The organism is Streptomyces sp. NRRL S-31, from assembly GCF_000718775.1.
Lineage (GTDB): Bacteria > Actinomycetota > Actinomycetes > Streptomycetales > Streptomycetaceae > Streptomyces.
In genome coordinates, this window is the sequence record NZ_JOCB01000125.1 from 1 (window position 1) to 15078 (window position 15078).

Below are 15078 nucleotides of genomic sequence, written 5' to 3' on the forward strand. Positions count from 1 at the left end.
CCGGCGGCTCCCACGCCGCCGCCGCCGCACCCCTGACCTGGTTCACCGACTTCCGCGAGGACCTCCCCAAGATCACCGTCCCCACCCTCATCCTGCACGGCACCGCCGACCGGATCCTCCCCATCGACGCCACCGCCCGCCCCTTCCACAAGGCCGTCCCCCACGCCGACTACGTCGAAATCGACGGCGCCCCCCACGGCCTGCTCTGGACCCACGCCGACGAGGTCAACAACGCCCTCCTCACCTTCCTCGCCAAGTAACCCGCGCCGGCCGTGCGCATCCGACGGCGTGCCGTCACTCCCCCCGGAGGAGGGCCCTCGGACGCGTACGCCCGCGGGCCCTCCTCCGGCAGCCGTCCGGGACGTCCGGACGGCTGCCGGCGAAGGCGGGGACGCATGTCGCGGTCCGGCGTGTGACGGTCTCGCGGCGGTCGCCGAGGGCGCGTGCCGCACAGGGTCCGACCGGTGAGGCGGCCCTCCGGGCGCTCTCCTGCTCCGCCCGGGTCCGGTGGACCGCGCACGGACACCGCGGGCAGTCGTTCCACCGCTGCGTGACCGGGTGGTCACGCCGAACATGACACCGTCCGGCACGCAGGCGGCCGGCAGACCAACCATCGCAAGGGAAGTCCGCCCCATGAACAGCGACAGATCGCATACCGGCCACGAGGCGTCGGCCCGGTGTGGCCCGCCCGCGCTCGTCACCACGCTCTGGCGCCTGTTCGGCCCCGACGGCCCCGCACCCCTGCTGTGCCGGATGCGCTACACCGTGGACGACCCGTACGCGGTGGCGCTGGACCTCTTCGGGGACCCGGACACGGACGTCTGCGTGACCTGGGTGGTGGCGCGGGACCTGCTGGCCGGGGGGACCCGGCGGCCCAGCGGCGAGGGCGACTTCCGCGTCTGGCCCTCCTGCCGGCGCGCCGGCGAGCCCGCCCGCCTCTGCTTCAGCCTCATCGGGCCCGGGGGGTACGCCACCTTCGAGGCGGATCTGACGGACGTCCGGCACTGGCTCGACGCCACGTACGCGCTGGTCCCCTCCGGCACCGAGCACCGGATGATCGACTGGGACGCCCTGACCGCGCACTGGTTCGACCGGACGTGACCTCCTCGCGCCGTGCGGCTCCGCGCGCGCCCTCCCCGCTGCGCGCCCTCCCCGCTGCGCGGCCGCCCGGACCGGGCTGCGCGTTCGACCCGTCGGCCGTCCGGCTGTCGCGAAACAAGCGTCGGCCGGAATCAAGACTGATTCAGGTCGAATGACTTATGCGGGCACCATAGGCGCTGCCTAGCTTGGGATGACCCGCTGACCTATGGCATGGTTCGCACCCCGTGGACCGGGTTCGCACGCCACACCGCGCCATCGCGTCGGCAGCAGGATCACCCGGGCTTGGGAGTTGAGCGCGATGCCGGTTGTCTCCACGGACAGGACGAGCGAGCCCGGGCAGGGCTCCGCACCTTCCCTCCGTCCACCGCGCGGGAACGCCGCCGCCGACGACGCCGAGACCGACGCCTCCGCCGTGGCACCCGCCGGGTCGGCCGGACGCCCGGCACCCCCTGGTGGCCGCCTGGGGCGCTGGGAGACCTGGTCGCGGCCGCGGTCGCCTCCGGCCACGAGAACGACGTACGCGACACCGTGCGACGGGCGGCGACGGCGGGCCGGCGCCCGGGTTCCGTCCTCGTGGAGCACCTCGTGACCCGATCGCGGGCCATCCTGAGCGACGGTCCCGAGGCCGAGCGGCTCTTCACCCTCGCGCTGTCGGTGCCGGGGGCGAGGCCGTCCGCTACGAGCGGGCTCGCACGCGCATGGCGTTCGGCGAGTGGCTTCGCCGGCACCGGCGGGTGCGGGAGGCGCGTGAGCAGTTGCAGGGGGCACGTGATGCCTTCGACTCGCTGGGTGCGCGAGCGTGGGTGCGACGCGCGGACTCCGAGCTGCTGGCGGCGGGAGACGCCGCGCCGCCCCCGCAGCGGATCTCGGCCGGGAAGTTCGGGCTGACCCCACGTGAGGCCGAGATAGCGTGGCTGGCCGTCAGCGGGCTCGGCAACCGGGGCATCGGCTGGCAGCTCGGGCTGACCCACCGGACCGTGGCGAGCCACCTCTCACACGTATACGTCAAGGTGGGAGTCAGCTCGCGCAGGCACCTGCCGTCCGTGCTCGAACCGTGAACGGCGGCATCGCGTGGCCCGCGGAAGGCTCCCGCCAGGGCCCCGTGGCGCCGGACGCGGCCCGCCCGGCCGCGCCCCCGCGGCGCCCGCTCCGGCACCGGAGCCGTCGATGTCGGGCGCGGTCAGTCAAATCACCGATGCCGCGCCCCCTCGCCGGTGGCAGGCTGAGTACGGCGGACCGCCGACGGACGCACATGCGTACCCGCAGCTCCGCCCAGGGTTGCGCCGGCACGCGTCGGACCGTGCCCCGACCAACCGCACCCGGACGAAGGGAAACCCGGAGATGACCAGCCCGGCCACCGCATTTCCTGAAATAGGCGACCGTTCCGAGGATCTCGAGACGGCCGCGGCCTCCCGGCTGACCGCGGAGCAGCTCACCCGGGCCCTGCGCTACGCGAAACCGGAAGAGGTGGCCGTCGGCCAGGTCCTCTTCGACTTCGGGGACGACTCCGGTGACCTGGTGCTGTGCGGCACGGCCCATCTGGAGGCTCTGTGCCCCTCCGAGGCACCCGACTGCGAGGACGTCTTCTTCAGCTACGGTCCCGGACAGTTCGCCGGGGAACTCGGTCTGCTGACCGGGCAGCGGCGGGGCTTGACCATCCGGGTGACCACCGCGGGCACGATCCACCGGGTGGACGCGCAGTCCCTCCGGCTGCTGATGAAGCAGGAGACGGAACTGTCCGACCTCTTCCTGCGCACGTTCCTGGCCCGCCGCCGGCTGTTGCGCCTGGCCACCGAGCAGACGCTGCGGGTGGTGGGCGACGCCGACTCCGCGACGGGGATGGCTCTGAGAACCTTCCTGGCCCGCCAGGGAGTCCCCTACTCCTGGGTGCCGGAGGACTCCCCGGAGGGCGAGGAGATCCGGTCGGCGAACGGCATGGCCCCGGCCGACCTGCCGATCGCCCTGGTCGGCCGCGACGTGCTGCCGCGGGTCACCCCCGGGTCCCTCAGCGAGCGGCTCAACCTGGCCTACCGCCGCACCGGCCGCGGAACGTCGGACCTGGTCGTCGTGGGCGCCGGCCCGGCGGGTCTGGCGGCCGCCGTCTACGGGGCCTCCGAAGGGCTGGAGACCGTGCTGCTCGACGCGGTCGCCACCGGCGGCCAGGCGGCCACGAGCGCGCGCATCGAGAACTACCTGGGCTTCCCGTTCGGTCTCAGCGGCGCCGACCTCGCCGCGCGCGCGGCGGTCCAGGCCCTGAAATTCGGCGCCCACATCGCCAGTCCCTGCCCGGTGGTGGCCCTGGAGACGAACCGGGACACGCACGTGCTCACCCTCGTCGACGGCACCCGGATCCGTACCCGGGCGGTGGTGATCGCCACCGGCGCGGCCTACCGTGCGCTGCCCGTGGACCGGTGGGCCGAACTGACCGGCAACGGCATCTACTACGCGGCCACCGATCTGGAGGCCCAGTCGGTGGCCGGACGCCCGGTCGTCGTGGTCGGCGGCGCGAACTCCGCCGGACAGGCGGCACTCCATCTGGCGCGGCACGCCGCGGGCGTCACCCTGGTGCTGCGCGGCGCCGACCTGGGCGCCCGCATGTCCTCGTACCTGGTGGACCGCATCGTCAGCGACCCCCGCATCACGGTCCGCACCGGTACCGAGGTGACCGCACTGCACGGGGACTCCCGCCTGGACGGCGTGTCACTGACCGAGCGCGGAGGCGGGACGCGCCGGATCCCGTGCGCGGGGCTGTTCTGCTTCATCGGCGCCGAGCCGGCCACCGGCTGGCTGAGCCACGTGGCGCGGGACGACAAGGGTTTCATCCCGACCGACCGCGCGCTGACACCCGCGATGCTGGGTCCGTCGTGGGAGAGCCTGGGCCGCGCCCCGCTGCCGTTCGAGACGAGCGTGCCGGGGGTCTTCGCCGCGGGGGACGTGCGGACGGAGTCGATGAAGCGGGTCGCGGCGGCCACCGGCGACGGCGCCAGCGCCGTCCGCTCGGTGCACCAGTACCTCGCCCTGGTCGCCCGGCCGTGAGACGGCGTTCGGACCCGAGCGGGCGACGGTTCACATGTGCGTCACCGGGGACGGGCCGAGCGCGCAGCCGGCCGCTGCGGCTCGACTAACATGTGTTTCAACGAAGGGATGAACATGTCGCAGTCACTGCGCGACGAGGACATCGTCCGCGTCGACGATCAGGTGTTCCTGGTGACCGGCAGCAACACCAACTGGGTGATCGTCAAGGAGGGCAGCGACGCGACACTCATCGACACCGGTTACCCCGGTGATCACGCCAGGGTTCTCGCCTCACTGGCCGCCGTGGGGCTGGAGCCGCGGGACCTGACCGCCGTCCTGGTGACCCACGCCCACAACGACCACATCGGCGCAGCCGAGCGCATCCGCTCCGAGTACGGCACCGCTGTGCTCATGCACGAGCAGGAGGTGCCTCACGCCCGGCGCGAGTTCCTGCACCAGGTGTCGGTGGGCCAGGTGCTGGCCAATGCCTGGCGCCCGGGAGTCGCGCCATGGGCCGTGCACGCCATCCGCTCGGGCGGGACGGCACATGTGCCCGTCGCCGACCCGTCGCCGTTCCCCGCCCCCGGCGCCCTGGACCTGCCCGGCGCGCCCGTACCCGTCCACACACCGGGGCACACCGGAGGTCACTGCGCCTACCACCTGCCCCACCTCGGCGTCCTCGTCAGCGGGGATGCTCTGGTGACCGCCCATCCGACCTCGCGCGTCCACGGGCCGCAGCTCCTCCCGGGCATGTTCCACACCGACCGTGAGCAGGCGCTCGCCGCCCTGTCGCTCCTGGAGCCGGTGGACGCCGACGTCGTCCTGCCGGGGCACGGGCCGCTGCACCGCGGCACCGTGAAGGAAGCCGTCGTACACGCCCGCGAGCGGGCCACGTGGTAGCCCGCGGCCGGTCCGCCGGGCCGGCCGCGTGATCGCGCACATCCACAAAACATCCACAACACCCCGGGACGCTGGGACGGCGGCGCAGGCGCGACGGACGGCCGCGCGGAAGACCAGACCCCCGGTTCTCCGGTGAGCGGGGCAGTCGTCGTCCACCGTCCGTCGCCGTCGTCGCCGGCCCGGACCCCGGCCCGGGAGCTGCCCATGGACACGTACCGGGCCCGGGAAACGCCTCCGCCGGTGCGGCTGGTGCGGCCGGGTTTCCCACCGGCACACCGGCCGGGAGCCGAGCACGGACGAGGCCCGGCCTCCGCACGGACACCCGGCCCGACGGCCCGTCGTCCGACCCGCCGGGGCAGGCGGACCGACCACACACCACCCTGATGACAGGAGTCACCCGTGACCACCTATCTGGCCGACTCGGCCGAGACGCGCTACGTCGACGGACCCGAAGGCGAGCGTTTCGCCTACCGCCGTTTCGGACGCGAGGGGACCCGCCCGCTCGTCATGCACATGCGTCTGCGGGGCACCATCGACCACTGGGACCCGGCGTTCCTCGATCTGCTGGCCGCGGAGCGGGAGGTCATCGTCTTCGACAACCGCGGCACCAACTTCTCGACCGGCAGCGCGCCGGTGACGATGGACGAGCTGGTGCAGGGCTCCCTGGCCTTCATCGGCTCCCTCGGCCTGACCGACATCGACGTGCTGGGCTGGTCCATGGGCGGCATCGTCGCCCAGGGTGTCGCCCTGGCCGCGCCGGAGCTGGTGCACCGTCTGGTGGTGGCCGGCAGTTCCGCCGGCGGTGTGCCCGACCTGCCCGCCCCGCCGGCGCGTGTCGCCCAGACCACCGGCAAGCCGGACAACGGTGACGAGGACTTCCTCTACCTGTTCTACCCGGAGACCGAGAAGGCGCGGGCGGCCGGCCTGGCGTCGCTGCGGCGGATTGACCACCGGCTCAAGCAGTCGAACGCCGCGGTGAGCGCCGACGCCTTCCGCGGTCAGCTGGCCGCCCTCGGCAGCTTCAAGGGGTACTGGGAGCGGCAGGAGGAGCTGACCCTGCCCGTTCTGGTCGCCAACGGGGCCCACGACGTGATGATCCACGCCTACGCCACCTACGCGATGTCGCAGCGGCTGCCCGACGCCAAGGTCATCCTCTACAGCGACGCCGGGCACGGGTTCCTCTTCCAGCACCCCGAGGACTTCGCCCACGAGGTCAACCGCTTCCTCTCCCTCTGAGGGCCCGCGCCGCCGCCCGGCGCGGGGAAGGTCGCGGCCGAGCCTCCGCGCGCACGGCATCCGCATGAGCGTTCAGCGGCGACCCGCCGTGTCCCCTACCGGTCGGCTCCCGCGAAGGACACTGTGGCGCACGGGCCCCGGCCCCGACAGCTCCGCCTCCACCCCCTGGTCGGAGGCGGAGCTGTCCTCTCGTTCCGCCGCACTCACCGGGCCGGCCACCGGGGGCGCGGCCGGACGACGACGGCTGCGCGAACGGACAGAGGACGACGCCATGACACCCACGCTGAAGGTCGCGGTCCTCGCCCTGGAGCACGCCAGCGCCTTCGACCTCGCGGTCCCCCACGAGGTGTTCGACACGGTGCGCCTGCCCGACGGCCGGCGGCCGTACGAGGTGCGTCTGTGCGCACCGGGGTCCGGCGCGTCCACACGGCGCCCGGCCGGGCACGACCGGGGCGGGTGGGGAGCGTGGGAGGACTCCGACACGGTCATCGTGCCCGGCCGGCCGGTCGACGCCGAGCCCGCCTCCCCCGACGTCGTCCGCGCCCTGCGCCGGGCGGCCCGCATGGGCAAGAGGATCGCGGCGTTGTCGACGGGGACGTTTCTCCTGGCCGAGGGCGGGCTGCTGGACGGCATTCCCGTGGCCGCCCACTGGTCCCTGGCGGACGAACTCGTCCGGCGGCACCCGTCCGTGCAGGTGCGCCTGGACGCCCTGTACGTGGACAGCGGGTCCATCGTCACGTCCGCGGGCGCGTCCGCGGGCCTGGACCTGTGCCTGCACCTCGTCCGGCGCGACTTCGGTGCGGAGGTCGCCACGCGTGCCGCGAGGCGGTTGCTTCTGCCCCCGCGACGGCCCGGGGGGCAGGCACCCTTCGCCGTCCCGGACCATCCGGCGCTGCCCCGCGGCTCGCGTTTCGCGGACCTTCTGGGCTGGATCGACGACAACCTGGCCGCGGACCTGAGCCTCGACGCCATGGCGCGACGGTGCGGTCTGAACGTGCGCACGCTGAGCAGGCGGTTCCCCCAAGAAGTCGGAGCCACCCCCCAGCAGTGGGTGACCCGGGCTCGCGTGCGCAAGGCGCGCGAACTGCTGGTGTCCAGCGACCTGCCCGTCGAGAGCGTGGCACGGGCGGCCGGGTTCACCTCGCTTTCCACCTTCCGGGCCCGCTTCCACCAGGTCGTCGGCCTGACGCCGAACGGGTACCGGGCCTCGTTCCACGACCGGTGAGACGGGACCGCTCAGGCCTTGTACAGCTCCCAGAAGCGGAAGATCGTCGAGGGGTCGAGACAGTAGTCGTAACCGCGGACGTCGTCGCGGACGACCGCGTACTGCTTGCCCTGCCACACCGGCAGCACCGGCAGCTGCTCGGCCACGATCTCCTGGAGCCGCGCGAAGTCCGCGGCGGTGTCGACCCGGTCGCTCCGGGCGGCGGTGCGGGGCAGCAGCGTGTGCGTGATCTCGCGGTTGGAGTAGTGGTTCTCCAGCACGTTGCCCTGGCCGAAGAAGGGCGCGGTGAAGTTGTCGGCGTCGGGGTAGTCGGGCACCCACCCCTTCACGTAGACGCCGAACCTGCCCGCGGCCACGGCCTTCTCGTACTGGTCGAAGGGCAGGGAGCGCACGGTGGCCTGGAACAGACCGCTCGTGTTCAGCTGGTCGGCGATGGCGGAGAGCTCCTGGTCGGTGGCCGGGCCGTAGCGGGAGGGGGTGGACCAGAGCGTCAGCCTCACCTTCCCCTCGATGCCTTCGGCGCGCAGCGCGGCGGCGGCCTCCTTCGGCGAGGGCGAGGAGCCGTAGCGGTCGAAGAACGCGGCGTCGTGCCCGGCGATCCCGGCGGGGACGAGGGAGTACAGCGGGATGGCCGTGCCGTGGTAGACCTGCTTGATCAGCGCTTCCCGGTCCAGGACGAAGGCGATGGCCCTGCGCACCCCGAGCCGGCCCGCCACCGGGTCCCTCATGTTGAAGACCAGGTGCTGCACCTCGGCGCTGGTTCCCTCGACGACATCGACGTCCTTCTCGCCGGTCTGCTCGTCGATGCCGGCGATGTCCTCCGCGCTCAGTCCCCGGTAGGCGATGTCCACCGTGCCGTCGACCACGCTGTCCTTCAGCGCCGTCCGGTCGCCGTGGAAGAACCTCAGCGTGACACCGGAGTTCTTGGCCTTGGCCACTCCCTTGTAGCGCGGGTTGACGGAGAAGACGGCCTTCCTCCTGTCGAAGGAGTCGAGCTTGTACGGCCCGGAGCCGATCGCCGTCGCCTCCTTGCTCAGCCCGTCCGGGTCGTAGACACGGTGGTCGACGATGGATCCCGCACCGGAAGCAATCTTGCTGGGGAAGGTGGCGTCCGATGTCTTGAGACGGAAGACGACCGTCCGGTCGTCCGGGGTGTCGACCCTGTTCAGCGACTCCAGCAGCACCGCCGGGCCGGCCGGGTCGTTGATGCGCAGCACCCGTTCCATGGAGAACTTGACGTCCTCGGCGGTGAGCGGGTCACCGTTGCTGAACTTCAGGCCGTCCTTCAGGGTGCACCGGTAGGTCCGGGCCCGGGCATCGGTGAAGGAGCACTCCTTCGCGGCGTCCGGCTCCGGCTCGGTTCCCCCGTTGGGAAAGGTGAGCAGGGACTGGAAAACGTTGTTGAACAGCAGCCAGGACCCCGGGTCGTAGCCGGAGGCGGGGTCCACCGCCAGTACGTCGTCCGACATGCCGATCACTATGCGCTGACCGCTGTGCCAGTCTCCGAGCCCGGTACCGCATCCCGCCAGCGGGAAGGAGGCCAACAGCATGAGGGAGGGCAGGACGAGCCACTTCTTGGGGGGATTCACTGCACGTGCCTTTTCTGCGGGAGGAGGACGGACGGGGTCGATGGGAAGGTGTCTCACCGACACTCGTGAGCGACTGTGCCGTACGGCGTCCGAGTCTCCCGGTCGGGGCATATGAGACGCACATGTCAGAGGTCGCGTCCCAGCCAGACTAGTCAGCCGGTGCGAGTCCGCGACGCGACGGCGTCGTGGCGCCGCGTGGGGAGCGAAAGCCCCCTTAACGGTGATAACCGGTCGAACATTTGGAGGGCTATGGGCGTTTTGATCTTTCTTCGCAAGGCGCAGGCGCACCCACACCCAGCGATTTCACGCCAATCTCGCTGCCCCAAAAGGCAGCGATGTTGCACTCGCCGTCCGCAAACGCGCGCGCACCGCGCGACCCGTCGCGCCGGTCACACATGTGAGAAGTGATGCCATGCCCGCGCCTCTTCACATGTGTGCGCACCCTGGGATATGATCCACCCGAGGGCTACGAGGAGGCTCCCATGCTGCTGAGAGCGTCGCGGAGCTGGGCCCGGTTGGTGATCCCGAGCTTCGGATACGTCTGGTAGAGGTGGAAGCCGATGGTCCGCGCGGACAGGAGCAGCCGTTCGCCGATCTGCCGATTGGTCAGTCCGGTGGCCGCCAGCCGCGCGATCTGCAACTGCTGCGGGGTGAGCCGCTCGATGCCCCGCGAGGCGCCGTCGTCGCCGCGGACGCTCACCCCGCAGGCGCGCAGTTCCGCCGCGGCGCGCTCGACGTACGGGCGTGCCCCCAGCTGCTCGAAGACGGTGAGCGCACGTGCCAGTTCACCGCGCGCCTCACTCGTGCGGCGCCTGCGGCGCAGCCACTCCCCGTACTCCAGCAGGACGACCGCCCGCTCGAAGGGCCACGTCTCCCCCGCCGGATCGCCCAGCGCGGCACCGAACAGGTCCTCCGCCTCCTCGTCGGCCGCGAGGACCGCCCTGGCGCGGCGCACCAGCAGCAGCACCCGCGGGGACATCCGGCCCTCCAGCTGCCGTCGCACCGCGTCCACCACCCGGGCGGCGTCGTCCTGCTTGCCCACCCGCAAGGCCGCCGCGGCCAGGTCACCGATGCCGTAGTAGGAGGCGTGGTAGTGCACCGGCCGGGGATCTTCTCCGACCGTGAAGAGTCTGCGCAGCAGTTCGTACTCCAGAGGATGGTTGCCCTCCACACCGGCCACCATGGCGCGCACCCAGCGCGCCCGGGCCCCCAGGGCGCGGCTGTCCGCCGGGTCCACCCCGGCCACGGCCTGGTCGATCAGCTTGCGCGCGTCGGCGGCCTCGCCCTTCAGGGCGAGCAGCGCCGCTCCCACGAACATCGCGGAGCGGCCCGCCATCTCCAGTCCGTTCTCCGCGGCGATCCGCCGGGCTTCCTCGGCCGAGGCCCACGCCGCTTCCCAGGCACCGGCCTCGAACTGCGCCAGCGCCAGCGCCTGCCCCAGCGTGGCGTTGGAACCGACGGTCGTGGCGGCTCGCAGGTGCTCCGCCGCGGCGCCCAGGAGCCGGATCGCCGTGGCCGTCTCGTCCAGCACCCAGGCGGCGCCACCGAGGATGGTCAGCTGGTCGACGTCACGGTCGGGATCGGCCAGGCAGCTCCGCAGCAGTTCCAGTACGGTCTCGCGGGCCTCGAAAGGGTCGCAGCCGGCCCGGGTCCAGGCTTGGTCGAAGTCCCGGCCGGCGTCGGAGGGGATGCGGGCGAGCAGGGCTCGCATCTGCCGGCGGTAGGTGTCGTCGCCGGTGCTGTAGACGACGAAGGCCGCGTGTCCCACCGCGGTCAGCGCCGTGATCGGATCCTCCTCCACCACGTCCTCGGCCAGCGGGAGCAGGTGGGACAGCGCGGCCTTCTGCCGCGTCGTCGCCGCCAGGGCCCAGCCCGTCCACAGTTTGGCCGCCATCAGCATGGCCTCGTCGTCCGTCGCCGAGATGACGCCGCCGGCCAGCTTCTCGACCCACAGCGGTTCGCCCGCGTTCATCGCCGACTCGATCGCGTCCAGCAGCCGTCGCGCCCGCTGCCTTCCCTCCGGGCTGAGTTCCGCGGCCCGTTGCAGGGCCGCCGCGGCCACCCGGTACCCCCCTCGGCGGCGGGCCCGCCCGGCGGTCTCCTCCAGCGCCGCGGCGATCGCCTCGTCCGGCACCAGTGTCGCGGCGGCCATGTGCCATGCCCTGCGGTCGGGATCGCCGCCGAGGACCTCGGCCAGCGCGAGGTGCGCCTTCCGCCGCTCGGCGAACGAGGCGGACCCGTACACCGCCGACCGCATCAGCGGATGGCGGAACGTGACGCGCCCGCTTTCCAGACGCACCAGTCCGGCCTCCTCGGCGACGGACCAGGCGTCCACGTTCGCGGAGGCCGCGGAGGCCGCCAGCAGGGCGGCGGGCACGTCCGGTGCGTCCGCCGCGGCCGCGAAGAGAAGTACCCGTCGTGTCCCCTCCGGCAGCCCCTCCAGGCGCCTGGCGAACACCTCCTCGAGCCGTGCGGTCAGGGGAAGCGCCTCGGCGGACCCGGTCGGCGCGGGCGGACTCGACCCAGCCGTGGCCCGGGCCAGCTCCACGAGGGCCAGGGGGTTGCCGGCCGCCTGCCGGAGGATGTGCTCCCTGAGCTGCCCGCGCGGAGGCCGGGGCTGGGCGTCGAGCAGCCGCTCGGCGGCCGTGTCGTCCAGCGGCCGCGCCGGCAGGCGGACGACGTCCTCCCCGAACTGCCGGGGAGCTTCGTCACCCCGCACGCCCAGCAGCAGGGCCACCGGCTCACCGGGCAGCCGCCGCGCGACGAAGGCCAGCGCATCCAACGAGCAGGCGTCGAGCCACTGCGCGTCGTCGACGAGGAGCAGCACCGGCTGCCGGACGGCGGCGTCGGACAGCAGTGTCAGCACGGCCAGGTTGATCAGGAGGCGCTCGGGCCGGTCCTGATCCGTCCGGTGGTCCGTCTCGCCGAAACCGAAGGCGCCCAGCAGGGCGCGCCGTTGTGCGGCCGGGAGGTCACCGGCGCCGGCGAGCACCGGTTCGAGCAGCTGGTGCAGCCCCGCGAAGGCGAGTTCGCGCTCGCCCTCGTGTCCTGAGCAGCGCAGCACCCGGAAGCCGCGTTCCAGGGCCTCCTCCGCCGCCGCCTTCAGCAGGGCGCTCTTGCCTGAGCCCGCCTCACCGAGGACGACGAGTGCCGGAGGTTCCTCCTGGCGGACGGGTGTGAGGAAGGCCCGGAGCCGACGCAATTCGGCCTCGCGCCCGACGATGCCCGTCCTCCGCGGAACGGCACCAGCCTCAGGACCCATGCCTCCTCCTAGCCGGACACCGTCGCAGAGCCGAGCACTACCCCGAACGGGAGCCTAGCAGCCTGTTTCATTTGGCTGCGCCCTCGCTCGGGAGCACGGCCGTCCCTGGGCCGGGCGCCTCGCGACCGGCCGACGGGCTCGTCCGCCGCCCGTCCGGCCGGACCCGGACCCTGCACCGCGCACCCGGAACGAGGCGTCCCGGTGTCCGGAACACACCCTTGTACGGTCATGCCGTCCCGCCGTACCGGACCGTCCGCCGGTACCCGTACCCGCGTTCGCCGCGGACACCGGGCGGAACCGGTGCGCCCGTCCCGCCGGGCGCGGTCATCGGACCGAAGCGGGGCCGGGTGTCCTCTTTCCCCTCTCGTCATCCCATCGGGGCGCACCGCACCAGGCTGCCTTTGCATCGGCCTGCGGGTAGGGCACACTCCGGGTGTGTCGGGCGAGTTGGTGGAACGGTTGGTCCCTGAGGATCTGTGGCACCTCTTTCAGCAGGTGGCGCCACCCGCGCCGGTACGCCCGCAAGGTGGTGGCAGGCGGCGTTACGGCGACCGCGAAGTACTGGCGGCCATCGTGTTCGTCGCGCTGGCGGACTGCTCCTGGAACCAGTTGCCTCCCGGCTTCGGACTGTCCGGTGTCACCGCGTTCCGGCGCTTCAGCGAATGGTCGGAGGCACGCGTCTGGGACAGGCTGTGGGTGCTCGTCCAGCAGGACACCGGGCTGGAGAACGAGCACTGGTGCCGGAGCGCCGTCGGGAGTGTCAGCGGTCGGGTCGCACGGTCCGGCACGCGGCAGGAGACGGTCCCGGGCGGGCCGCGGTCCCAGCCCTGACCCCGAGGACGACGAAACAGGCGGACAGCGGAGCGGACACCGCGTGGAGCAAGCAGCCGGCGGACAGCTTCCACCGCGCGAGGGACGGGAACGGCCGGCGCGAGGGAGACCGCCATCCCCGGGGAGCCGGACGGCGAGGGATGCGGCCGCCGCACACCCCGCGCGGCCCCGGAAGGAGCGGGTCGTCGCCGCGCGGCGGGGGCGGTGCGGGGGCGGGGCGGTGTCGAGGCGGACTGGGGGATGTGCCGGGCCGCTTCACACGGCCTGCGAGCCGGTGCGGTGCGGAGGCGAGGGCCGGCTACGGGACGGGGAGACGGTGGGGGGCAGGCGGCCGCATCAGCTCCGGTGCTCCGCCGCGGGCTGTGTCGTTTGACGGATGCCGGGGACCTCCGGCGCGGCCTAGGGCGTGTCTGACAATTCCCGTCTGCCGCGCGGCGCCATGCACGCACTCTCGCCGCACCGGCCCCAGACCCAAGTACGTCCAGTACGAGGGCCTGGGGCCGGCACGCCGAGAGCACGCACCTGACGCCGCGCGGCCGCCCTTCGGGCGACGACGCGAATTGTCAGACACGCCCTAGCCTTGTGCCGTCCCGATGCGCGGGCCGCGGCGGCCTCGTGACTCACACGTGTGACGTATCTTTGCGGCCCGGCACGATGACGAACACCGGCCGCCTCCACCAGGCCGGTCAGCGGCGGAAGGCACGGCGTGCATACCCTACTCGACAGGCAGGCCCTACCGGACCGTTGGAGTCGTCCGTTCCGGCACACGCGGTATCCTGCTGCGCGGCCGGCTCCGGTCATCGCGCGCGGGCAGACCTCGGACCGGCGTCGCTCGCCCGGCGAGCGGCCTCCCTCCGTACCACACGTCCCCGCCATGCGTCCGCGGACCGCTTGGGTGGGGCTTCGACGGCGCACAGCAGGAACTCGGTGATGGCTCATGCAGGGCTACTTCGCGCAGGCCCCGGAAGCAGCGGACATCCTCGCGGGCGGATGGCCCCGCCTGACATCGGGAGCCACCATGCCCGCAGCGCACTCCGGGACCCGGGTGAGCGGCCCGCCGACCCGGGCGCTCCCCGTCACCCTCACGCTGACGGCCAGTGACGCGCTCACGGAGGAGGGTGCGCAGGTATGTCTGAAGGCCATGGAAGGTGTGCGCGTGCTGCCCTGGGGCGAGCGGCAGGGAGCCCAGATCGCCCTGGTGCTGGCACACGACGTCACCGGGGACACCCTGCGGGTCATAAAGGAGGCTGCCGGCAGCCCGGGCGGCCGTCGGCTTCCCGTCCTGCTCGTGGCGGACACGGTCAGCGAGCGGAACCTGGTCCGCTCCGTCTCGCTCGGCGTGGTCGGTGTACTGCTGCGCGCGGAGGTCGGCTTCGCCGACCTGGTGGCGGCCGCCCGGGACGCCCTGCTCGGACGGTCCCCCATGCCCGCCGCCATGACGCGCACCGTGCTCGACAGACTCCAGGTCCTGGAAGCGCAGCGCTCACGCGCTCCCGAGCTGAACCCGCGGGAGGTCAACGTGCTGCAACTGGTGGCCGAGGGCCTGAGCACGGCGGAGGTCGCGTCCCACCTCAACTACTCCGAGCGGACCATCAAGAACATCCTGCACGAGATGATCACGCGGCTGAACCTGCGCAATCGCACCCAGGCGGTGGCTTGGGCCATCCGCAGCGGGCAGTTGTAGACCAGGTGGAACGCCCGGCTCGCCGAGCGGCCCGACCGAGCACCGCCAGTGCACGATGGACGACCGTGGCCTCCCGGAAAACACGTGTGTCCCGCGACCGCTAGGCTGGGGGTGCACGGGCGTCCCGGCCCGGCACGCGGGAAACCCGCCGTGCCCGCCACCCTCGCGGCACACGACACCCGGGAGTGCACGCCCAGGTCCGTGCCGGACGACCGAATCCCCCGTTTCCCGCCCG

The 15078-nt window shown here is 72.7% G+C and carries 10 protein-coding genes and 1 pseudogene; 9 read left to right on the top strand and 2 right to left on the bottom strand.

Annotation, left to right across the window (positions count from 1 at the left end; all coding sequences use genetic code 11):
* The 7 genes from IF37_RS0134300 to IF37_RS0134330 form a co-directional block, all read left to right on the top strand.
* Nucleotides 1-260, top strand: a 260-nt coding sequence (locus tag IF37_RS0134300; protein ID WP_030751971.1) for an alpha/beta fold hydrolase, incomplete at its 5' end; no start/stop codon positions are given.
* 373 nt (nt 261-633) lie between these two features.
* The gene (locus tag IF37_RS0134305) at nt 634-1101 is read left to right on the top strand and encodes an SsgA family sporulation/cell division regulator (RefSeq protein ID WP_052845523.1); all 468 of its coding nucleotides are present in this window, start codon (nt 634-636) and stop codon (nt 1099-1101) included.
* 698 nt (nt 1102-1799) lie between these two features.
* Nucleotides 1800-2159 carry a helix-turn-helix transcriptional regulator gene (locus tag IF37_RS0134310; RefSeq protein WP_052845524.1) on the top strand — a complete coding sequence of 120 codons (360 nt, stop codon included), beginning with the start codon at nt 1800-1802 and terminating at the stop codon, nt 2157-2159.
* A gap of 283 nt (nt 2160-2442) precedes the next feature.
* Nucleotides 2443-4137, top strand: a complete 1695-nt coding sequence (locus IF37_RS0134315) for a cyclic nucleotide-binding domain-containing thioredoxin-disulfide reductase (RefSeq protein ID WP_030751981.1) — start codon at nt 2443-2445, stop codon at nt 4135-4137.
* A 114-nt stretch (nt 4138-4251) separates the two neighbouring features.
* A complete protein-coding gene (locus IF37_RS0134320) occupies nt 4252-5016 on the top strand; it encodes an MBL fold metallo-hydrolase (RefSeq protein WP_030751984.1) in 765 nt (254 codons plus the stop codon).
* Between the two features lie 399 nt (nt 5017-5415).
* Entirely contained in the window at nt 5416-6252 is an 837-nt protein-coding gene (locus IF37_RS0134325; RefSeq protein WP_030751987.1) for an alpha/beta fold hydrolase, read from the top strand.
* Between the two features lie 271 nt (nt 6253-6523).
* On the top strand, nt 6524-7477 hold the full coding sequence (locus tag IF37_RS0134330) for a GlxA family transcriptional regulator (protein WP_030751994.1): 954 nt from the start codon (nt 6524-6526) through the stop codon (nt 7475-7477).
* Between the two features lie 11 nt (nt 7478-7488).
* On the opposite strand, the gene IF37_RS0134335 is transcribed toward IF37_RS0134330, so the two are convergent.
* The gene (locus tag IF37_RS0134335) at nt 7489-9066 is read right to left on the bottom strand and encodes an ABC transporter substrate-binding protein (protein ID WP_030751996.1); all 1578 of its coding nucleotides are present in this window, start codon (nt 9064-9066) and stop codon (nt 7489-7491) included.
* 466 nt (nt 9067-9532) lie between these two features.
* Nucleotides 9533-12328 (bottom strand): AAA family ATPase, encoded by a 2796-nt coding sequence (locus IF37_RS0134340; RefSeq protein ID WP_052845525.1) that lies wholly within the window; start codon nt 12326-12328, stop codon nt 9533-9535.
* 435 nt (nt 12329-12763) lie between these two features.
* Between IF37_RS0134340 and IF37_RS43990 the strand changes: the two are divergent.
* Both IF37_RS43990 and IF37_RS0134350 read left to right on the top strand, forming a co-directional pair.
* Nucleotides 12764-13021, top strand: a pseudogene (locus IF37_RS43990) (transposase); the annotation flags it as partial.
* A gap of 1156 nt (nt 13022-14177) precedes the next feature.
* Nucleotides 14178-14843 (top strand): response regulator transcription factor, encoded by a 666-nt coding sequence (locus IF37_RS0134350; protein WP_079166021.1) that lies wholly within the window; start codon nt 14178-14180, stop codon nt 14841-14843.
* Nucleotides 14844-15078 lie beyond the last annotated feature (235 nt).